Source organism: Streptomyces sp. SID13031, from assembly GCF_010548305.1.
Classification (GTDB): Bacteria; Actinomycetota; Actinomycetes; order Propionibacteriales; family Kribbellaceae; genus Kribbella.
In genome coordinates this window covers 87283-107282 of the sequence record NZ_JAAGLV010000025.1, presented here as the reverse complement: position 1 = coordinate 107282, position 20000 = coordinate 87283, and the positions used below count along the sequence as shown (strand labels likewise).

The 20000-nt window shown below is 63.9% G+C and carries 19 protein-coding genes; 10 read left to right on the top strand and 9 right to left on the bottom strand.

Annotated features, from left to right (window positions below; translation table 11 throughout):
- Positions 1–664 precede the first annotated feature (664 nt).
- Together G3I17_RS35535 and G3I17_RS41880 are read left to right on the top strand one after the other, a co-directional pair.
- A complete protein-coding gene (locus G3I17_RS35535; protein WP_164603042.1) occupies positions 665–1087 on the top strand; it encodes a hypothetical protein in 423 nt (140 codons plus the stop codon).
- A 567-nt stretch (positions 1088–1654) separates the two neighbouring features.
- Positions 1655–1786 (top strand): hypothetical protein, encoded by a 132-nt coding sequence (locus tag G3I17_RS41880; RefSeq protein ID WP_275402635.1) that lies wholly within the window; start codon positions 1655–1657, stop codon positions 1784–1786.
- Between the two features lie 139 nt (positions 1787–1925).
- Here the strand turns inward: G3I17_RS41880 and G3I17_RS35530 are convergent, their stop codons facing one another.
- The 4 genes from G3I17_RS35530 to G3I17_RS35515 form a co-directional block, all read right to left on the bottom strand.
- Complete coding sequence (locus G3I17_RS35530) at positions 1926–5534, bottom strand: WD40 repeat domain-containing protein (RefSeq protein WP_343238538.1); 3609 nt, start codon at positions 5532–5534, stop codon at positions 1926–1928.
- A gap of 824 nt (positions 5535–6358) precedes the next feature.
- Entirely contained in the window at positions 6359–6757 is a 399-nt protein-coding gene (locus G3I17_RS35525; protein ID WP_164603038.1) for a hypothetical protein, read from the bottom strand.
- A gap of 1434 nt (positions 6758–8191) precedes the next feature.
- On the bottom strand, positions 8192–8869 hold the full coding sequence (locus tag G3I17_RS35520) for a response regulator transcription factor (protein ID WP_164603080.1): 678 nt from the start codon (positions 8867–8869) through the stop codon (positions 8192–8194).
- Complete coding sequence (locus G3I17_RS35515) at positions 8863–10032, bottom strand: sensor histidine kinase (protein ID WP_164603036.1); 1170 nt, start codon at positions 10030–10032, stop codon at positions 8863–8865. Before G3I17_RS35515 ends, G3I17_RS35520 begins: the two co-directional genes overlap by 7 nt.
- 162 nt (positions 10033–10194) lie before the next feature.
- On the opposite strand from G3I17_RS35515, the gene G3I17_RS35510 reads away from it, so the two are divergent.
- On the top strand, positions 10195–10644 hold the full coding sequence (locus G3I17_RS35510) for a hypothetical protein (protein WP_164603034.1): 450 nt from the start codon (positions 10195–10197) through the stop codon (positions 10642–10644).
- 938 nt (positions 10645–11582) lie between these two features.
- On the opposite strand, the gene G3I17_RS35505 is transcribed toward G3I17_RS35510, so the two are convergent.
- Both G3I17_RS35505 and G3I17_RS35500 read right to left on the bottom strand, forming a co-directional pair.
- On the bottom strand, positions 11583–12215 hold the full coding sequence (locus tag G3I17_RS35505) for a hypothetical protein (protein WP_164603032.1): 633 nt from the start codon (positions 12213–12215) through the stop codon (positions 11583–11585).
- A gap of 427 nt (positions 12216–12642) precedes the next feature.
- Positions 12643–13104 (bottom strand): hypothetical protein, encoded by a 462-nt coding sequence (locus G3I17_RS35500; RefSeq protein WP_164603030.1) that lies wholly within the window; start codon positions 13102–13104, stop codon positions 12643–12645.
- A gap of 272 nt (positions 13105–13376) precedes the next feature.
- Here G3I17_RS35500 and G3I17_RS35495 point away from each other — a divergent pair, with 272 nt between their 5' ends.
- The 3 genes from G3I17_RS35495 to G3I17_RS35485 all read left to right on the top strand — a co-directional run bounded on the left by G3I17_RS35495 (position 13377) and on the right by G3I17_RS35485 (position 15122).
- A complete protein-coding gene (locus G3I17_RS35495) occupies positions 13377–13832 on the top strand; it encodes a tryptophan-rich sensory protein (RefSeq protein ID WP_164603028.1) in 456 nt (151 codons plus the stop codon).
- Between the two features lie 275 nt (positions 13833–14107).
- On the top strand, positions 14108–14674 hold the full coding sequence (locus G3I17_RS35490; protein ID WP_164603026.1) for a hypothetical protein: 567 nt from the start codon (positions 14108–14110) through the stop codon (positions 14672–14674).
- A complete protein-coding gene (locus G3I17_RS35485) occupies positions 14661–15122 on the top strand; it encodes a PPC domain-containing DNA-binding protein (RefSeq protein WP_164603023.1) in 462 nt (153 codons plus the stop codon). Before G3I17_RS35490 ends, G3I17_RS35485 begins: the two co-directional genes overlap by 14 nt.
- Before the next feature lie 4 nt (positions 15123–15126).
- Here G3I17_RS35485 and G3I17_RS35480 read toward each other — a convergent pair whose 3' ends face one another.
- From G3I17_RS35480 to G3I17_RS41875, 3 genes are all read right to left on the bottom strand, one after another.
- A complete protein-coding gene (locus tag G3I17_RS35480; protein ID WP_164603021.1) occupies positions 15127–15603 on the bottom strand; it encodes an NUDIX domain-containing protein in 477 nt (158 codons plus the stop codon).
- Positions 15603–16349, bottom strand: coding sequence for an XRE family transcriptional regulator (locus G3I17_RS35475; protein WP_164603019.1), 747 nt, complete (start codon positions 16347–16349; stop codon positions 15603–15605). Before G3I17_RS35475 ends, G3I17_RS35480 begins: the two co-directional genes overlap by 1 nt.
- Positions 16350–16780: 431 nt before the next feature.
- Entirely contained in the window at positions 16781–16930 is a 150-nt protein-coding gene (locus G3I17_RS41875) for a hypothetical protein (protein WP_203591217.1), read from the bottom strand.
- Between the two features lie 358 nt (positions 16931–17288).
- Between G3I17_RS41875 and G3I17_RS35465 the strand changes: the two genes are divergently transcribed.
- The 4 genes from G3I17_RS35465 (at position 17289) to G3I17_RS40160 (ending at position 19913) form a co-directional block, all read left to right on the top strand.
- Positions 17289–18431, top strand: coding sequence for an S-adenosylmethionine:tRNA ribosyltransferase-isomerase (locus tag G3I17_RS35465; protein ID WP_164603017.1), 1143 nt, complete (start codon positions 17289–17291; stop codon positions 18429–18431).
- A 593-nt stretch (positions 18432–19024) separates the two neighbouring features.
- Positions 19025–19327 carry a hypothetical protein gene (locus G3I17_RS40170; protein ID WP_203591216.1) on the top strand — a complete coding sequence of 101 codons (303 nt, stop codon included), beginning with the start codon at positions 19025–19027 and terminating at the stop codon, positions 19325–19327.
- Entirely contained in the window at positions 19324–19665 is a 342-nt protein-coding gene (locus tag G3I17_RS40165) for a hypothetical protein (protein ID WP_203591215.1), read from the top strand. Before G3I17_RS40170 ends, G3I17_RS40165 begins: the two co-directional genes overlap by 4 nt.
- Positions 19662–19913, top strand: coding sequence for a hypothetical protein (locus G3I17_RS40160; RefSeq protein WP_203591214.1), 252 nt, complete (start codon positions 19662–19664; stop codon positions 19911–19913). The genes G3I17_RS40165 and G3I17_RS40160 overlap by 4 nt, the downstream gene beginning before the upstream one ends.
- The last annotated feature ends 87 nt before the right edge of the window (positions 19914–20000 follow it).

Below are 20000 nucleotides of genomic sequence, written 5' to 3'. Positions count from 1 at the left end.
CGACGCAGCGCCAGGCGCCCGAAGCAATGGAAGCCGGATAGCCGGCCGCCGACCTTGCGGTGGTGCTTCTGTTCGCGGGTCGAGGCGCGGGCGTATCCGACCAGCGCCGCCGCTGGCGGAGCGCTACGGAGTCGCGCTGAGCACCGCGCATCGGGCTGTCGCTGTCCTGGTCGGGGCCTGCCTCGTTAAACCCGCTCGTGGTGTACGCGCAACAGTGGCGGGCGAAGCTTCTGAAGACCGCCGCTCCGATCGTGGTGGGGTCAGCTGACCGCACCACGATCGTCCCATGCTGATGGTTCTGGCCACCGCTGTAGGCCCACGGATGTAATTCAGGAAACCGAGTCAACCATCGACATGGCGCTCTTCAGGCGCAGTCGTACAGTCCATTCGTTTCGAAACTGACCATGGTAGCGCTGGCCTCGACTATAAGACAGCTCGGGAGTAGCCTGACCAATAGGGCAGGTTTCGCCGCAATCGGTCAGCTTTGTGTTCATATGTTTGATCTATTTCACCCGTGATCCGGGTACCTCGTAGGCGGCGAATTCGACCAACCCATACAAGCAGTGATCGACCGAGTTGGATCTGTAAGGACGCGCTCAGGCTGGACCTCTCGATCAATTCAGAGGAGTGGGGACGGGTGGGTTGTAAAGACCGGGAGGGTGGCATGGGAATCACAGTCAGGACGGTTACTAACGGCCAGAGGTTGGTTACCAAGACAGGCGATGGGCGCGACCTAGTGGTGATGTCAGGGACGGCGCATGCGAACTTTAAGGGCATTGGTGGATCGTTCGAAAGAGACGATTTCTATGTCAACATCGGGCCGGTCTGGCGACAGATCGATGACGTTGCGTCTATGGCAGCCCTCGCGGCTTGGTTCAACAAAGGTAACGCGGTAAACGCGGGGGCTGCGGTAGACAGATGTGGCTGGCAGGGGGAGGCCGTGGGGGAGCTCGACGAGCGGATACGGCTCACTGTGAAGCTAGCCGTGAGCGACAGCGACGGCTGGCTATACCGGTTCAGCTATACGGCCACGGCCATAGGCATACTTTCTCCGAACCAGTTCGGCGGCCCGACGGACTTCAGTTAGTTGTGGCGCGGCAGTCCTGATGCGCCGAGCAGGGTCTCCGCCTCTAGTTGCTTGTGATGGAGTCATCCCTCTGAAAGTCGCGGACTCTGTCAGCTCGCGAGCTAAAGCTGGGGATTGGCTCAGCGGGCAACTTGTGTGCAATCGGCCGGGTAGTCGCGGGCACTCAACGGGGGGCGAGGATTCAGGCTCGGCGGGACCGGCCGAGGGGAGACTGTCCCAAATTGCCCACCCGACGGTCGGCATGGTATATCGCTCAGCTGCCAGTTCAGTTGAGGGATGCTCGGTTTAGGAAACCGACGCGTCCCCACCGACCTGCTCCTCTCCTGGCGGGACCAGTCAACACCAGTTCGGTCAGTCCCGACTCCAGTTGCCTTGAATCGACCTCTCTTGGTTCCCAGAGCGTTCCCACGCTGAACTGGTGAGCGTTGGCTCAGCCCGCAGCGCTCGTAGCGACTGAGATGAGGCGGAGCCGCCACGTGCGGCGGGCGAGATCTCAGCGGTAGCTTAAGGTCACGTGATGCGCACCCTTCTTGGCGCCGAGATCGTGCTCGGCTTCGCGGCCACCGGGTGCACCTGTCCAATGGCTGGCGCCAACCCGGCCGGGTCGAGCTCGCCGCCACGGAGCACACCGTCGGCAATGCCGCCGCGGAACCGCCGGAGACCGGCACGGCCAAGCTGATCTCTGCCGAACTTCGCTAGATCCGCGTCATCGCCGCGCGGCCCGATGTGCCTGGCTGCAGGCGAGACCAGGTCGGGCAGACCTGGACCGACGACCATGCAGGCCGTGGCGGACACAACGGCTGGGGCCTAATGACAGGGTTGAGCGTTCATTCCACGCTTACGGGCAAAGCGGGCGGTACCTGGGGCCCTCGGGCACAAGGCTATGCCACTGGTCGGAAGTGAAGGATTGCCCGACGGATTTGCAGAGAAATGATGCCGGGTCGGCCAAATGAGGAAGGTTCCATACCTGCACCGTGTCGTATCTGGCGCTGGCGAAGGTACTGCCGTCCGGGCCGAACGCCACCGAGTTGACAGGACCTACGTGGCCGGTGAGAGGGGATCCGATTGGCCGCTGGCTGGGCACATCCCACAGCCGTACGGTGCTGTCCCGGCCGCCGCTGGCGAGGGTCTTGCCGTCGGGGCTGAACGCCACCGACTCGACCTGACCGGTGTGGCCGACGAGGGGGGAACCGACCAGCCGCTGGCTGGCCATATCCCACAGCCGCACCGACTGGTCGACGCTGCCGCTGGCGAGGGTTTTGCCGTCCGGGCTGAACGTGACCGACTCGACGCTACCGGCGTGGTTAGGGGTGAGCGGGGATCCGGTCGGGCGGTGGCTGGCCACATCCCACAGTCGTGTCGTGTTGTCCGAGCTGCCGCTGGCGAGGGTTTTGCCGTCCGGGCTGAACGCCACCGAGTTGACAGGACCCCCGTGGCCGGTGAGCGGGGAGCCGATTCGCCTGTGGCTGGCCACGTCCCACAGTCGTACGGTGCTGTCCCGGCCGCCGCTGGCGAGGGTTTTGCCGTCGGGGCTGAACGCCACCGACGAAACGCCACCGGTGTGACCGGTGATCGGGGATCCGGTCGGGCGGTGGCTGGCCACATCCCACAGTCGTACGGTGCTGTCCCGGCCGCCGCTGGCGAGGGTTTCGCCGTCGGGGCTGAACGCCACCGACTCGACAGGACCCCGGTGACTTTTGATCGGGGATCCGATCGGCCGGTGGCCGGCCACATCCCACAGTCGTACGGTGCTGTCCCAGCCGCCGCTGGCGAGAGTTTCGCCGTCCGGGCTGAACGCCACCGCCTCAACGTCACCGGTGTGACCGGTGAGCGGGGATCCGGTCGGGCGGTGGCTGGCCACATCCCACAGTCGTACGGTGCTGTCCCAGCCGCCGCTGGCGAGGGTTTCGCCGTCCGGGCTGAACGCCACCGCGAAGATAGGACCCACGTGGCCGGTGAGCGGTGAGCCGATTCGCCGGTGGCTGGCCACATCCCACAGTAATATCGTGCTTTCCCGGCCACCGCTGGCGAGGGTCTTGCCGTCCGGGCTGAACGCCACCGACCAAACGCCACCGGTGTGACCGGTGAGCCGGGAACCGATCGGGCGGTGGCTGGCCACATCCCACATTCGTATCGTGTCGTCCCAGCCGCCGCTGGCGAGGGTTTTGCCGTCCGGGCTGAACGTGACCGACTCAACGTAATCGCCGTGACCGGTGAGCGGGGAGCCGATCGGGCGGTGGCTGGCCACATCCCACATTCGTATCGTGTCGTCCCAGCCGCCGCTGGCGAGGGTCTTGCCGTCCGGGCTGAATGCCACCGACTCGATTGCACCCACGTGGCCGGTCAGCGGGGAGCCGATCGGGCGGTGGCTGGCCACATCCCACAGTCGTACGGTGCTGTCCCGGCCGCCGCTGGCGAGGGTGTTGCCGTCGGGGCTGAATGCCACCGACTCGATTGCACCCACGTGGCCGGTCAGCGGGGAACCGATTGGCCGGTGGCTGGCCACATCCCACAGTCGTACGGTGCGGTCCCAGCCGCCGCTGGCGAGGGTTTCGCCGTCCGGGCTGAACGCCACCGACAACACGGCACCGGTCTGTGGACCGGTCAGCAGGGAACTAACCGGCTGGCGGCCGGCCACATCCCACACCCGCAGCCACTTGTCGTAAGCACCGCTGGCGAGGGTTTTGCCGTCCGGGCTGAACGCCGCCGAAAAAACGCTACCGGTGTGACCGGTCATGACGGCGATGCCCGGTAGCGATGCAGCTGCAATCATGGCGTACCGCGCACCGTCGGAAGGATGGATGCGCCAGGCCGCAAGGCTTTTCAGCCGCGCGTTAGCAGGGTCAGCACCGCCCAGATCCTCACCTTCTCTTATCAACTGCTGGGATACCGCAATGTCACGTTGCTGGCTCGCCGTTTGGCTGGCACGAATCGCCAGGACAGCGACTAAGCCGGTTGCGAGAACCAGACCCATCAGTGCTCCGGTGAATGCGTGCCGTCGCTGGGACTCTCGGCGGCGGGCTCGGAGGCCTGCGTTGAGGAAGTCCCGGTCAATTTCGCTAAGTGGCGGATATCGGGCTGGATCAGCGCCGAGTCGATCGACCGTTTCGGTAGCAAGGTCGAGAGGAGTTCCACGATAGAGATACGACGGATCATGGTTGTGGCCGAGCCATTCAGTTGCGGCGTGGTGAATGCGGCTACGCACCACTCGATCAGCGTGAGTTTCGACCAGCCAATCACGCAAGAGCGGCCAGGCCGTCAGCAGCACTTCGTGAGCTATCTCTACAGTGCGGCTTCCCAGAGTCACGAGGCGCTCAGCCGCGAACCCTTCCAACACCGCCTCGACATCCTTGGCGGGTGCACCCACAACGTCCCGAATCAGGTCGTCGCGGTTGACTCGGTCGGCGGCGTCCACGCCGTCGGCAGTCGTCGTGGTTAGCCGGATGAAGACCTGTCGCGCCATCGGTTGCTGGCTCGGGGTGAGTTTGGCGTAGGCGCTACCCGCGCTGGTTCTGACGGCTCCCTCGATGCCGCCGGCTCGCTCGTAGTCAGCCAATGTGAGGTTCTTCGGATCGACACGGGTCCGCCACGCTTGGTCGAGGGAATGTGAGAGCAGTGGCAGCACACCAGCGCCGAACACGCCTCCTGACGTGGGCGACGACGCAGCTCTGATGGCTGTTTTGCGGCCTTTCATCTCACGCAGCAAGGCTTCGACGAGCTCGTTATCGACGTGAGCGTCCAGCTTCTTGGGGGGTTCCGTAACGGCCAGCTCGAGTTGCCGATCCGTCATCGACGTGACGAGGTACCTGTTCTGGATGGATTCCTTCAATGTCGGATACTCAGCGCAACGTGCTTCGAAATCGGCCCGGACGCTGAGGATGACCAACGCCGCCGCAGCGTGCCCATTGACCGCAGCTGTCGCGCTGTCGATCGCCGTGAGGAACGCTTCGCGTTCAACCTCATCCTGGCATTGCGTGAATAGCTGCTCGAACTGATCGATCACCAGCACGAGTCGAGGCTGACTGCCGTCGCCTCGTCGCGAAGCAGCGGCCTGACGGGCGGTAAGCCTGAAGCTGCCAGGATCTGAGCCTAGACCTCGCCGGAGCTCCGCAGCGTCGCTGCCGGCCAGCGATGCGACAGCGACAGCGAGTTCGTCCAGAGGCGCAGAGCCAGGTGTAAACATGAGGCATGGCCACACTGCTGCTTCTTGTACGGCCCTCAGGCCCTTCCCGCGGAGCAGAGGGAGGACTCCGGCCTGCAGCAGGGACGACTTGCCAGCACCAGAAACACCTGAAACCACCAACGGTCCAGACGCGTGTAGCTGTGCCGACATCCGCTCCAGTACCGCTGCTGTTGCGGCTTCGCGACCGAAAAAAAACACTGCATCGCGTTCGTCGAACGCGTTCAGACCACGGTACGGTGACTCTACCGTCCCAGAAACGGTCATGGCGGGTGGGAAAGCATCGTCCGTATCGGAGGACCGGTTGTACGTGTAGACGTACTGGATGTTGCTGTCGCCGACCTGTAGACCCATTGCGCCGCGAGCGTCGACTGGCTGTGGACCTGAGGAAGCTTCCGTGGGGTCGTCGGACTTCGTGACGTCCGATGCAGCACCCTGATCGAAATCAGGACGCCGCGGATCGGAACCTGGACTCATTGATCGCCAGCCTTCTCGTCTAGAGATCCCACGGTCAGTCTGGGGTAAGTCCGGTCGCGACGTAACCCCTGGTACCTTGAACAACTCGCCGAAGTCGCGGTCGTCTGCCCTCTTCGCTCGTCTCTACCCCATGAGGGCCAACAGACCAGACTGATACGCGTCAGAACCCAGAACGTGCACACTAAGCCTCGGACGGAAGAGCCGAGGGTCGGGGCCTCGGGATACTTGGCGGGTGTCCGGGTACGGACCAGGGTTGGCGCCCTACCTTGCAGTCAGGGTGTTCCACGGTTCGTTGGTTGGGCCCGGTGGGTTGGGCGGTCAGGTTGTCGCGAGCAGTGATGGGGAGCCGCCGGCGTGGTCGAGGAGGTGTTGCCATTCGCGACCGCACGGCCGCCCGGCCGGTAGGTGCAGGACAGCCGTCGGACGCACTGGGCGTGACCGACGGCCCGAAGTAGTTCACCCGGGTATTGCGGTCCCCGACCTGCACCCCGGATGCGTCCGGCGCGTCGACCTCGTACTCACTCCATCATCGCTCGGGTCGACTGGAGTGACGTCATCGGTGTCATCGGCCATGTCGTTCCTCCAGTTGCCAGGTGTGCTTGCCTCGGCGAGGCCTACGGCGGTCCCGGTCTGTCTGGAAACACATTGTGCTGCGTGCCGTGGTCGCCGATCTGGACCCCCTGGGCCGAGCTCGCGTCGACGTTGTACTTCATCAGGGCGCCGGGGTTCTCGGCCTTGATGAGTTCGATGAGTCGCCCTGCGGTTGCTATCAGCTCAGCATCCGCACCGACGCCGGCCTCCTCGAGTTCGGACTTGAGTGGTTCTTCCCAGGTCTTTGGCGCCTTCTCATAGCGGTCAAGAACCAGGTCGCCGTCAGCCCGCTCGCGAAGTCGCACGCGGATCAACGATTTGAGCGCGCCGTACGCGTCCTTGATCGCCTGCGAGACCGTGTCGCCGAGTCCGGCCGTTGCTCCCGCAGCGAGTGCGGTGACGATGAGAGTGACGGGATCCATGCGTCCCCCTGCCGAGTCTGGTTCCTTTCATGCTACGACGGCGGTGCGCTATGAATGACCGACTTGGAGGAACTCGACCCTGGTCAGCCTCCATCCTGCATCGGGCCTGGTCTGGACGATGGTCCGCAGGTAGCCCGACGAGCTGGCCTCCTGAGGCTGGTTCGCTCCATCCTTCTTCCGCTTCGCATAGTGACGCTAGGTCCGGCTGGTGTGCTCGGCCGCGCATCTCGCGACCTACATCGTCCATCCTGGCGGATGTCCCGCGCGTTCTCGGCGGCCAAAGCAAGCCGACGTAAGACACGGTCCCGTCGCGTCGGGAGCGCCAGCAGCCAGACAACTGCGGCTGGACGCGGAACCGCGTCGACTCGGGGTTGTCCAGCTCGGCCAGATCTGCGGTGCGTCATCGAACATTCTGTTCAAACGCCACGATACGAACTGCTCCATGGACAGATCGGCTACCTTCACGAAGCGTGAAGATAGCTGCCGCCTCGGACGATTCCGGCATAGCGTCCTGACCCCGGTATGCCTTCCGACCGGCGCGGTGCGTCCGACGCCATGCGGACGGCCGCTCGACCCGGAGGGTGGCCGTGGTCGGGCGCCGGCGCTGCGGACCGGTAGGCCGACTGCTCTGGCGTGCTCATACCCTGCAATGCACGGGTCGCGCCGTCGGGCCAAGGCCGGCCAGCTTCGACGGCGACCCCGCGACGGACCTCGTCCCACTGCTGCTCGGAGTCCACCAGAACACCGTCAAGGTCAAAGACGACTGCCTGCACCTCTCGGTCCCACCATTGCACTCCCTGGTCGGTCCGAGCCGATCGCCCGGCTCGGTCCGCGCCAACCGATCGCATTCACCAAGCCGTCTCGCACGCCTTGCACTGTGCCGGCGGACAGCCGCACCGGCTGGAACGCAACTCTCCCCACCCCTGCGGGGACAGTCTAGGTTCGTCTGTTTCACAAACCTTTCCACAACCGAAGCAGGGCACATGTCGGGTGAGGCATATGCCCTGGTCACCAAAGGCGCCCCCGGCAGGACTCGAACCTGCGACCACCGGATCAAAGGCCGCCGGACCGCATCGGCAGGGGCCGATTTGAGCCTCAAGAACCACGATGAGTCCGGCTCTTGTCGACTTCAGAAACTCTGTTACTTGCCAGCTCGTTCCACAAAGTGCTCCACAGTTGCTCGATGGACTCCGACGCGCAGACCTGGGTAGGCCTGCGCGCAGACGGCCTCAACTTGCCCGAGCGTCGAGGACGTCTGGCCCGCGGCAGTTGGGATCGTGTGATTAGTGCAGCGTCCCTTCGTTGGCGTACGGGAGTGCCTGAACGGCAGAAGGATCGTGCGGTGGCAGATGACGCTGGCGCGCAGGGAGCGCCCACGACGGTGAAAGACTCGTTCCGAGTGCGGTGGCTGCCTGTTGTGTCGTGGGCCGCTGGCTATCGCGACTTGTTTCCTGCCTGGCTGCCGGAGGGTCGTATTAGCCCGGACTCGTAGGCCACGACCACGGCCTGCACTCGGTCCCGCAGTTCGAGTTTCATGAGGATCCGGGCTACGTGGGTCTTCACGGTGTTTTCGGTGACGTACAGGGCCGCACTGATCTCCGTGTTGCTGAGACCGCGTGCGATCAGGCGCAGTACTTCGGTCTCCCGGACGGTCAGGTCGCTGAGGGTCGCTGCCGGCTGCGCTGGCTGCTGGCGGGCGAATTCTTCGATGAGTCGCTTGGTCACGCTCGGCGCGAAGAGCGCGCCGCCATCGGCGACCACGCGGATCGCGGTGGTAAGCCGCTCCTCCGGCGCGTCCTTGAGCAGGAAGCCGCTCGCGCCAGCCCGCAAGGCGTCGTACACCACTTCGTCGAGGTCGTAGGTGGTGAGCATCAGCACCCGCGGCGGGTCTGTCTGAGCAGTGATCAGCCGGGTCGATGCGATGCCGTCCATGTGCGGCATTCGGACGTCCATGAGTACGACATCTGGCTTGGTTTCGGAGCATCGTGTCGCGGCCTCGATGCCGTCGGCCGCCTCGCCGACCACCTCAATGTCGGGCTCGACGGCCAGGATCATGCGTAGTCCAGTGCGGACCAACGGCTGGTCGTCGGCGATGACGACGCGGATCACGATGACTCCACGAAGTACGGCAGGCGCGCCGTGATGATGTAGCCGCCTCCTGGCGCGGGGCCGGCCTCGACCTCACCACCGATAACGGAGACTCGCTCGCGGATGCCGATGAGTCCGTGTCCTGGTGGTTGCCCGTCGGTTGGGGGAAGGGTTCCATCGTCCGAGACAGTCAGGGTCAGTGAGTCGGCGTTGTACTCCAGGCGTATCCGCACCGTCGCTGCGTCGGCGTGTTTGAGCACGTTAGTCAACGCTTCCTGCACGATCCGGTATGCGGACAGGTCGACGCCTGGCGGTATATCGGGACCGTGGCCGTTGTCTTCGAGGGTGATGTCGAGTCCGGATCGCCGTACGTCGTCGAGCAAGTCGTCCAGCCTGGTCAACGACGGAGGCGGGCTGGCCGGGCTGTCGCCCTCGGCGTCGCGGAGAACGGCGAGCAATCGGCGCATGTCGCCGAGGGCTTGGGCGTTGGTGTGTTCGATGGCATCGAGCGCGCGCCGTACCCCTTCCTCGTCGTGGCCGAGTGTCCGGCGAGCGCCTCGGGCTTGGATGACGGTCACCGAGATGGCGTGGGAGACAACGTCATGCAGATCCCGGGCGATTCGGGCTCGCTCGGCGATCACGGCGCGGCGGGCCAACTCGTTCCGCTCGGTCTCGAGCCGCTGATTGACGGATTTCAGGGCGACTTCACGCTCTTGGCGTAGTCGGATTGCGAGCCCTGCCGCCCAGGGGCCGGCGACGATCCCGAGCGCGAAGGCGATGTCTCCCACATCGATATTCGACACGCCGTCATTGGTCGCCGCATCGCCGAGGGTAAAGGCCACCGTCGAGGCGAGGACGCACACCACTCCCGCGCCCGCCTCGACGCCGGTAGTCCACCGGCCGAGTGAGTAGTGCGCGATCAGGAAGATCGCGACGAACGACAGCGAGTCGTTGTCGAACCCGATCGCGAACACGGACAGACCGGCGAGGCCGAGCCACGCGAGGAGGAAGGCGAGCAGAGGCAGGCGGCGGCGCAGAGCCAGAGCTAGGCCGGCGACGATAGCGAAAGGGAGCGCCTTTGTCTGCTCTGCGGGTTCGAACGCCGAAACCTCCACGGCAATGATTGCCGCGAGAGTCACCGACAGCACCGTGTCTGGTTGGTGCCGGAGCCGCTCGACGGCGTTCATGGGAACCACGGTAGGCGCGAACGAGCGAACTGTGATCACTCCAGCGCATGACACCGGCATCGCCCGCACGAGTGACCTCGCTACCGCTCCCGAGGCGGACGACCTGAGACCACGGACCGCGAACACTCAAGGCATCGGGTCACCTCACAAAGGACACAGATCATGACCACCACGCACCAAGTCACCACCCCCGGCTCACATGATGGCTCCCGCGCCATCCCCGTCGCGGCGATCGCGGTTACGGTCGTCTCCCTCGCGTTAACCGTCTACGGGGCACATGATCTGACCGAGATCCTCATCGTCTCGCCGATCATCCTTGTCGCGGTCATCGGGGTGTACGGCCTCGTCTTGCCCAGAGCGCTGATGCGAACGAGCGCGGGCGGCACGGCTCTGGCCCTGTCGCTGCCGGCCGCGCTGGTCACACTGCCCGCGTTCTGGTCGGGCTTGCCGCTTGTCCTCGGAGTCGCCGGCGCCATGGTGGGTTTCGCCGGCCGCCGCGCGGCATCGGGAGCGCGTGCCTCGATCGCGGCGGTAGTGCTCGGGGCCTTGGCCTCTATGGCCTACCTCGCCATCTACCTCATCGACGGGTTCATCCTCGGCAACCACAACTAGAGTCCAGACGCTCACAGCCTGGCAACTGACGACGATGAGTCACTCCGAAACAGGCACGTCCAGCGACAGCGACAAGCTTTCAGAGATCAGCACCCTCGGCCCTCGGGTCGGGGGCGCTGACTCATTCCCCGGCAAGTATCCGCCGGTATCCGGCGATTCCGGATCCACGCGCTTTGAGCGCGGATGCACGGCAGGTGAGGGCAGCGCCCGCCGCATTGTGGTTCACCATATGGTCGGGCGGGTGGGACTCGAACCCGCGACCCAAGGATTTGCGGCCGAGGTTGCTCGTTGATTGTCGGTGATGCGCGAAACCGCTTGCTGGTAAGGGTTTGGGGCGGGGTTCGCGGCTCGTAGGTTCTCTTGGCTAACCATCCTCTCGCGCTGATTGAGGTGCGTAAAGAGGCGCGTCGCCGTCCGTACGAGTGCAGCGTCCGGTCTAATTGCAATCCCCGCAGCGGCGTACGCAAGCGCGGCCTCAACCAGCCTGTTATGCGGTCCGAACACTAAGAGACACCTCCTTGGACGGCCATCATGACCCATTTCCGATCACTTTCGGTGATAGGGACCTGGTCAGCCGGGCTGCGGTCGCGCAGTACGACGCTCAGCCTTCGCCACTTCTAAGGAGAGGTGTGTGCCTCCTTCACTTCCAGACCCGCTCGGCGCGAAGCTTCCCCCGCCGAGCAGTGATGCACAGGGAGGCGCTTGCCCGGCTCGTTGAGTCGCTGGATACTGCCCGAACTGGTTTGCGTGCCGGCGAGGACATCCGTTCCGGCGCGACCGCGACCATCTTGCGGAACTGCGCGAACACCGGCCGGTCTTACTGGGTGTGGACGGCCGGGACTGGGCGGATCAGCGCGGAGGCTTCACTATGCTTCGCATACCCGCGCTCACAGCGTAGAACGATGCAATGCATCACGCGAGGCCGTTGGCGACAGATCTCATTCATCCCGAGTCGCAAGGAACGCCAACCTACTGCACAGCAAGGTGATTACGTCCCAGCCCTGGCGAAGAGTGACAAGCAAATCCTCCAGAAGCCAGGACGGGTCCCGGCCGAGGAGCTCAATCCCCATGTTGAGGTGCTCGAAGTCCGCGCCTTCATGCAACTCGAAGAACTTCCCCGGCAAAACTTTGCATGCAGCTGTGGCGAATACAAGTCCCGAACCTTCGAGCACCAAGTGCGCGAGAGCTGTTCGGTTCGGCGAGTCGATCTCCCGCATCGTATCCACGAACCACGCTGATGCACATGCGACGACCGGATCCCACCTCGCGGGCCGACCAGCGCCGCGATCGGCGGCAAGAATCTCGTTGTGGCCGACCTCTTCAGTGAGGTGCTCACGCGCCAGCTCCGCGTGCGGCCCATCGCCCTCCTCACAATTGGCTCGAACCACGATAACTCGCTGAAACTCATCGGACCAGGACTGGAAGTAGTCGAGGAATCGGGTCTGCGCCGCCTCATTCTCAATCGCCGACTCCCGCAGAAGTCTCATCAGTGCGCTTTCGTTGAAACGCCTCATCGAGGCCTCGTTCTCTTCGACGAGGACGTTCAGGTACGAGTTGACTGCTGTTGACATGGTCGGCACCTCTGGGATGAGGTCCGCTCTTGCTGCGGACCAGATGGTCCAGCATCAATGCCGGGTCACCACGCGAACATGTGGGCTCGCCCCTAAGATCTCCCCTACTTCTAGGAAGCTTGGGCGATAGGAGTCGTGAAGCTTCCTAGTACGGCAGTCGTAGTTCGTGATCTGTGGTTGGGGTGGCTTGTTGGCGGTGGTAGTGGCTGGTTCGGGCGCGGTGTTGGTGTCGGCGTCTCCGGGTTGACCAGTGCAGTCGGTGTCGTAGGTTTTGTATCGGTTCGGTGATGAGGGTGTTGAACAGGCGGTGGATTTCGTTGCGGGTCAACGCGATGAGGCCTGGTGGGGTTGAGGTTTGGGCTCGTTCGGTCGCGGTGAGGACGGCGAGGAAGGCGTAGGCGAGCATCGCGAGGATGGTCCAGCGGTGTCAGCTGTCCCAGCGGCCGACCTGGTACTGGTCGAGCTCGGTGAGGGTCTTGCTGGTTTGGAAGGATTCCTCGATCGTCCAGCGGCGGCCGGCGACACCGACCAGTTCGCGTAGCGGCACTGGTGTCGGTGACCTGCAGCGGTAGTAGGCGAGCTCGCCGGTGGTGTTGTTGCGGCGAATCAGCAGTCGCCGCTGCCCTTGAGCGTCACTGTGTTCGGGTTCGATGCTGATCCAGGCCGAGTCGTAGAACCTCGGCCCCTTGGAGGCGTGACCGGCTGATAGTCGCTGCCATGCCTTGCGTGGCAGACTGGCTGCGAGTTGATCGGCGCGGACCTTGCCCACGCCGGTGCGGACCGGGTGGCTATAGGCGACCGCGAGCACATACCCGAGGTCTTCCACTGTCTTACGCAGTTTCGGGTCGGCGCCATAAACCTCGTCACCGGCGACCCAGCGCGCGGTCACGCCGGCGTCCAGCGCTGGTTTGGTTGTGAACTCGACGTCGGCGGGGATCCCGGCCGACCTGCGCCGAGCGCCTCATGCGAATACAACTGGCGATTAACGGCGGTGGTTCACCTCGAGGCCCCTTGATGGACTCAGCGACGTCATCGAAAGCGCACGGGATCATCTGGAGCAACCGTTGCGGCAGGAGGTCGGCCCGCTCCGCGTCGACGTGGCGGCTGGACAGTCGGAAGAGATCTGCTCGGCCGCCCGGCCCACTCAGTTAGAGTACCTGGGTGAACTGGGTCGCGACGGGGCTAACGGCTGGCGTTGTGGTGTTGGCGGCAGTGCTTGGAAACCTGTTCGTGCCGAAGGCTGCTCTACGCTGGTTCCGCGAACTTCAGTGGCCGTGGTGGCTGATCCCGTACCGGGCGTTCCTGTTTGTCGGCCCGATCTACTACGTTTTGATAGCCGTGGTCCTGTATCGGTCGCTGGATCGGGGCGACCGTGGCGCGACCGTTTTGGCCGTGGTGGTGGTGATCGGCAATGAGGCATGGAACGCGTTGTTCTTCGGACGACGCAGTCCGCGCGCCGGGTTCTTTGGAATGCTCGTCTTTGGAGTTCTGGTAGTCGGGCTACTGACTACTGCCGTCGACGACCCGCTGTCGGCGATCCTGGTCGCGCTTTATCTGGCGTGGGTGTTGTATGACGTCGCGTGGACCCGCGCGCTGTGGCGGCTCAACCGGCAGTGAGCGCCGGCTCGATCGCAGCGTTGAGCCCTTCCTAGTCAGTGACCGGAAGGCGTTCGGGTTTGTGCCCCGGTTGTGGGGCGCTACTGGGCACAGATCTGGCGGCAAAGGCAAGGCGGTGACCGCTACGGCGTACGGTTCTGGACGTCGGTCGATCGACTATCGGGTATGCGATCGGCCACTTGCATCTTCGAGTCGTCGATCGACTCCGTGCGGGCGAGGTCCGTCGGCCATGCACTTCTGTCCAGGAGTGCCTTGAGACGTTGGTAGTGGGCCGTTTGGGCGAAGGCGTCGGCCGATGGCTGTTCGCCAATCGGGCGTCGACCTTTTGCGGCGTATCGCTCGCGGTAGGCGGTGATTTCGACGAGCAACTCTCGCGACACCGGCTGGTACCACGATGGCACGTCCTTCTCTTGCTTGCGATGGCTCTGATGGAGTCGTTCGGGATCACGGTGGAGCTGACCACCGATTCCACGATGGGTGAGGTTGGAGGTTTTGTTCTCGCGGATGAGGCGATCGAGGCCAACTGGCTGGGTGGTGAGGGGATCTGGCGGGTTGATGCCCGGCCACGGCGCAACTCGGCGTACCGGGACATCGACAGGCGTCTTGCGGCAGAGTCGATGATCGCCTTCGAGTGCTCGGCGGGGAGGCTGGAAGCGATGGCTGACTACCTCGGCGTGTCCTGGCGGTGGTTCCGGGGCAGGTGTGAAGAGTTGGCTGTAGCGGGCCTCGACGGGATCGCTCGGCCGCGGAGTCGTCATCTGTCCACTCGAGGTCTTGATACCGCGGTCCGTTACGTGGCCCACATCGATGCGATCGAAGGAACCTATCTTGCATGCAGCTGAGCTCACCATGGGCCGGACCTTCGCTGTCCACTTCGACCATGGCGACGACTTCTACACCGCTCTGGCCGAGTTCTGCGCCGAGCATGACGTCCGGCAGGGTTTCATCCCGATGTTCATCGCCGGCCTGCGCGAGGTCCAGCTCGTTGGCACCTGCGAGAAGCTGGACAACCCAGATGCGCCGGTCTGGAGTTCAGTTCACCTCGAGAACGTCGAGGCGTTCGGCGGTGGCACTCTGGCGTATGACAAGGCCACAGGCACTGTGCGGCCCCACATCCACGTGTCAGTTGGCCTGAAGGCGCAGTCGGCCACCGCGCATACCAGTCATCTCCTCGGCGCGAGGATCCAGTTTCTGACCGAGATGTATGTCGTCGAGGTGAAGTCGCCGAGGTCTACTCGGATCCCGCGTTCTGACTTGTACGACGTACCGCTGCTGTCCTTCGGCGATTGACGGGTCAGTCGATGTACGGCGTGGCCGGGTTCTGGAGGTAGTACTCGATGCGGCGTCGCATCGAGCGGTCCATCGTCAGGCCGGCGAGTTCGGATCGGGATATCCAGCGGACCTCGGTGGACTCGGAGCTCGGGGTGAGCTCTCCGCCAGTCGCCCGGGCCCGTACGACGATCGAGAACTCTTGGCGAGCCTCGCCGTTGCTCGTGTAGAGGATGATGTGTTTGGGGTCTGTGTAGATGCCGACCACATCGATCACCTCACAGTCGATGCCGGACTCTTCTTTCGTCTCGCGCATCGCGGCTTGGGCGAGTGATTCGCCGAGGTCTATCGCGCCTCCGGGAACGGCCCAGTTACCGTTGTCGGAGCGGCGGATCATCAGAATTTCGCCGGCGTCGTTCTCGATGATGACGTTGGTCGACGGCGCCATGCTGTTCGCGGCCGGCGCCTCGGGGTCGTCGTAGTAGTCGATTCTCCTGGCCATCAGTCCTCCTCGGGCAGTGGGACGGCGAGATCCCAGACGTGCTCGAAGCTCTCCCGGTAGAGGTGCGCGAGCTCGCCTCCGGGCACCTTCCTGAGATGCCAGATCGGGGCTCGTGCTGCGGGCAGTCCGTAGATGTGCGTGTTGACCAGTAGTTGGTCGTCGACGACGTAGATCGAGTTGTAGAGGACTGTGCGATGTAGCCGGAATTCGATGCCGTCGGTCGTTCTGAGCCTGCGAAAGAGGCGTAGGGCGTTGCGGATCTTGGAAGCGACTCCGTCGCCGATGCCCTCTTCTTCGCCGCGCTCGGCGATGTGCGCGTCGTCCGGGTCGCCGAGGATCATCCGGACCCGGATCCCCGCCTTCGCCTTCTTGAGAAGGATCCGCTCGAGACCGGTGTCCTCGGCAAAGAAGAGCCCGGCGTACACCAAGACCCCGATCTCTTTGGTGGCCGACTCGAACAGTCGAAGCCAGTCATCTCTCGGCATGTCGGAGCGGTGCGGATAGACCCGGATGATCTCGCTCTCCGATACGGCGGTGACCCGGTCCCGCGGCAGGGCGTCCGGCCAGAGATAGGATTCGTCGCGGCCTAGCCTGGTCGCCAGCCGATGCCGGCTCCGGGGAAAGGGAACGATGTCACCCACGACCCAACGCACGACTGTCTTCACGTTCACATCGAGCTCTTCGGCGAGCGCGAGATTGGTGAGCCCCTGCTCCACCATCGCCGCCCGCAACCGTTCGTTCGCCACAAAACCTAACCTAAGACATTTGCGGACATTTTGCGGCGAAGTGAGACGCCGTCGGCCTCCCGATCCACCCGTTACTCGCCACTAAGCTACTGATTCGACGGCTGACGAGGCAGGACTATCGGTCCGATCCTGTGGATAACCTGCTGCCGGCTCGGTAGCCTGACTAGGCCTCGGCCTGCTTTCGCCGAGTGCCGAGTGCTCGGGGGGCGGTCGGCGTGTGATCTAGTCGACTCGAGTTTTCTCTCCCTAGATGGTCAAGGTGCCGATGGACGGGTCGTGAGTGTCCTGGGCAGAACTCCGGTCCCGCTCTATCTAATCTTCGGGCGTCGGAGCCTGGGGCCGCGTCAAGGGATCGAGCCGCGCACAGAGAATGGGCAGTTGGTCGGCCGAATCCATACGGACGTCTCGGCGCCGGACCTGTCGCGTACGTCCTACGGGCGACTGCCCTCAGGGTCCGCGACCCCGTTCTGCGAGCCGGAAAGGCTCAGCGAGAACTCGGTGCGGTTGACGGTGGTCACGTCGTAGGTCGCAGCGGTCTCGGCGAAGCGGGCCGCGCCGTAGAAACCGTCGTGATCGGTCAACGCGATCGCGTGCAGACCCAGCCGTACCGAGACCTCGATTAGATGCTCGGGGAGACGAGGCGCCGTCGAGAAAGCTGAAATTCGATTGTGCGCGCAACTCGGGGTAAGGGTCACCGGCCCTGCTGACCGCTGCTGTCGGTCGTCCAGAGGCGGAACATAGGGTCCGCGATGCTGCCTATCTCGCCGTGGTTGCGGACGGGTTCCCTGCGGCAGCTACTCACGGGTCCACCGAAGTGGGAACGGTCCATTCCTAGGGGGAAGTCCTAGGGGAGTTCCTGTCGTTGCGGGTAAGACCCGTCAGTACAACGGAGGAGGGACAGCCATCCTGGCGCCTTGGACGACTCAAAGGATCCGACCCATGTCCAATATTTCAGATGGGAACCTGCGCTTCTCGGACTTCGCGTTCGACATCCCCAAAGAGCTGTTCCGCAACTCAGAGCACCGCGGAGCTGACGAAGCGAAACTGGTCGTGGTGGACGCTGCTTCCGAGACCATCGTGCACGACCGATTTCGCAACCTGGGAGACTTCCTGGCCGACGACGACGCGATAGTCCTCAACGACGCAGGGATCTCACGATCCCGGCTGTGCGGGTTCGCCGAGTCCGGTCAACCGCTGGACGTCTGTTTCGTCCTGCAGGAAGATTCACACCTTTGGGAGGCGATGGTTCTCTCCGATGATGGATTCCCTCCGGCTGAGGGACGGTTCACTCTGGCTGGTGGTATTGACGGCGAGGTCCTGGGACCGGTGAGCGCATTCGGTCCCGATCGGATCGCTGAGTTCGATGCCCAGTACTGGATCGAACGGGATCGCTATCACGGCTATCGTGCGCTCATCCGTTGTGCGGCAACGAAGGACCAGCTCAGGCAATCGCTGGACGTACATGGCGCTTTCATGTATCCGTGGTACACCAACCATGAGCACCTCGCTGAGGACGAACTGAACCCGATCACGACGCGGCGGCTCGGTGCAGTGTTGGTGTCGGAGCCGGCCCGCAGACTGACTCCAGAGATGCTCGTCGAGATGGCTGGGCGAGGGATCGACACGATCAGCGTGTCGCTGTGGATGTCGTTCGGCTGGAACTTCTGGGACTCGGACTACGGCGACATGCCGCTGTCGGACAACAAGATGAACTTCGAGGAGTACGCAGTCACCGACCGAGCGGCCGGGCAGATCCGGGACGTCGTGGGGACAGGCAGGCGGCTCATCGGTATCGGTACCAGTTCGGTGCGCGTACTGGAGTCACTTCCGGTACCCGCGGCCGCGTGCGACTCCCGTACCAACCTCTTTCTCTCGCCAGGAACCAAACTCAAGTACTGCTCGGGTCTTTTGACCAATCTCCACAACTCGATGGCGACCCACATCGTCATGGCCGCCACATTCGCACCCGCCGACCTCATCCGTGAGGCCTACAGACAGTCCATTGAATACCGCTATGGCTTTGGCATCCACGGCGACTCGATGCTCGTCATCGGAGATCACACGCCGACTTCAGCGAGCTGATGCCGGACGCAAGACTGGTCGTCGAGAGTCGCAAGCTGGACCGTTGAGTTCGTCGTCACGAACAGATGCTCAGTCCAGCCGATCGACGTATGGACATCCGCATCTGTGTTTCCGCGACTACGAGTTGGCCATCGCCGAGACCGTACTGCAGGTGCGCACCCAGGTCGTACTATGCTCTACTCGACCCGCGCGAGCTCCGTGAGCGCGACGGCGGAGCACCGCAAGGTTCACCAAGATGGACACCAAGGTTTTGCTGTATGGCGGCCAACTCGGCGTGGTGGCGCGCCCAGCAGCTAGGTGAGAAGGTCGAGCGCCAGTTGGTTGTGGATGGCCGCCTCGCTGGAATTACCTGAGTATTTGAACGTCATCGCAAGGTCGTTGTGAGCGCGGGCACGCTCGTGCCGAGTGGCTCCTGCTGAGTGACCGATCGATAGCGCCGTACTGAGAATCGACTCAGCGCGATGGTAGTCGAACCGTGCCAGAGCGACTCCCTCGAGCCCGACCAGTGCCTGAAAATATAGTCGCCGCAGGATTCGGTTGGAGCTTTGTGGGGATGTCGCTCGAGCGACTGCGGTGTACATCTGCTCAGCTTGTTGGACATCGCCGAGATCCTGCAGGCCGAGTTCTCCTTGACCCAGATGCTGGACCGGCCGGTGTCGGGACGGATCTTCTTCGGACAAGTCATCCGCGACAACCTCGACATCGGCCGCCCCGACCAGGTCAGCCTGGTCTTCGACCGCAGACTCAAACGAACCGGACCGCGCACCACCCCGGGACGGTTCCGCACCCGCGTCATCACCGAGGAGTCACCCCGAGCCTGCACGTCGACTACAAGCACGCCACGATCAAGCAGTACCACAAGGAAGGCCGGGCGCTACGAACCGAGACCACCATGAACGACACCCGCGATTTCGAGATCGGGAAACGGCTGAGTAATCTGCCCGCCCTGCGGGAGATCGGCTTCTCCGCCAACCGGCGCCTGCTCGGCGTCCAACGACTCAGCCATGATCCCGCCCGCGGCGCGGAGGTCTTCCACACCGTCAACGACCCGGTCGCCACCAGCAACGGCAAACGCGTCGCCGGGCTGCGCTTCGCCGATCCACGCGCTCATGCCCTGCTCGGCGCCCTACTGGTCTTCCGTTACTGCCCCACGGTTTCAGCAACCGCGACCTGCGCGAACTCACCGCACCACTACTCGGTAAACAACCCGAACAGGTATCCGCCGGCCAGATGACCTACGACCTGCGCCGCCTCCGTGAGCACGGCCTGATCACCCGCATCCCCCACACCCACCGCTACCACGTCACCGACACCGGCCTCCACCACGTCCTCTTCCTCACCAAATCTCACGACCGGCTACTCCGCACCGGCCTCGCACAACTCGCCACCCCAACACAGGCCCACTCGCCACAGCCACCCGCGCCTACCAGACCGCCCTCGACAACCTCGCCCAAAAAGCTGGACTCGCAGCCTGAAACTTGACCCAAAACTCCGGCTCCGCCGGACCTAGACCTCTAGGGGGCAGGTTAGGGGGAGTCCCTCATGTGACACGGCACCTGAGATGTCAAC

What these genes read in the sequence shown, in the direction of transcription:
- G3I17_RS35535 (WP_164603042.1), top strand. Translation starts at nt 665, where the DNA reads ATGGGAATCACAGTCAGGACGGTTACTAACGGCCAGAGGTTGGTTACC.
- G3I17_RS35530 (WP_343238538.1), bottom strand. Translation starts at nt 5,534, where the DNA reads ATGACCGTTTCTGGGACGGTAGAGTCACCGTACCGTGGTCTGAACGCG.
- G3I17_RS35525 (WP_164603038.1), bottom strand. Translation starts at nt 6,757, where the DNA reads ATGGATCCCGTCACTCTCATCGTCACCGCACTCGCTGCGGGAGCAACG.
- G3I17_RS35515 (WP_164603036.1), bottom strand. Translation starts at nt 10,032, where the DNA reads ATGAACGCCGTCGAGCGGCTCCGGCACCAACCAGACACGGTGCTGTCG.
- G3I17_RS35510 (WP_164603034.1), top strand. Translation starts at nt 10,195, where the DNA reads ATGACCACCACGCACCAAGTCACCACCCCCGGCTCACATGATGGCTCC.
- G3I17_RS35505 (WP_164603032.1), bottom strand. Translation starts at nt 12,215, where the DNA reads ATGTCAACAGCAGTCAACTCGTACCTGAACGTCCTCGTCGAAGAGAAC.
- G3I17_RS35480 (WP_164603021.1), bottom strand. Translation starts at nt 15,603, where the DNA reads ATGGCCAGGAGAATCGACTACTACGACGACCCCGAGGCGCCGGCCGCG.
- G3I17_RS35465 (WP_164603017.1), top strand. Translation starts at nt 17,289, where the DNA reads ATGTCCAATATTTCAGATGGGAACCTGCGCTTCTCGGACTTCGCGTTC.
- G3I17_RS40165 (WP_203591215.1), top strand. Translation starts at nt 19,324, where the DNA reads ATGAACGACACCCGCGATTTCGAGATCGGGAAACGGCTGAGTAATCTG.
- G3I17_RS40160 (WP_203591214.1), top strand. Translation starts at nt 19,662, where the DNA reads ATGACCTACGACCTGCGCCGCCTCCGTGAGCACGGCCTGATCACCCGC.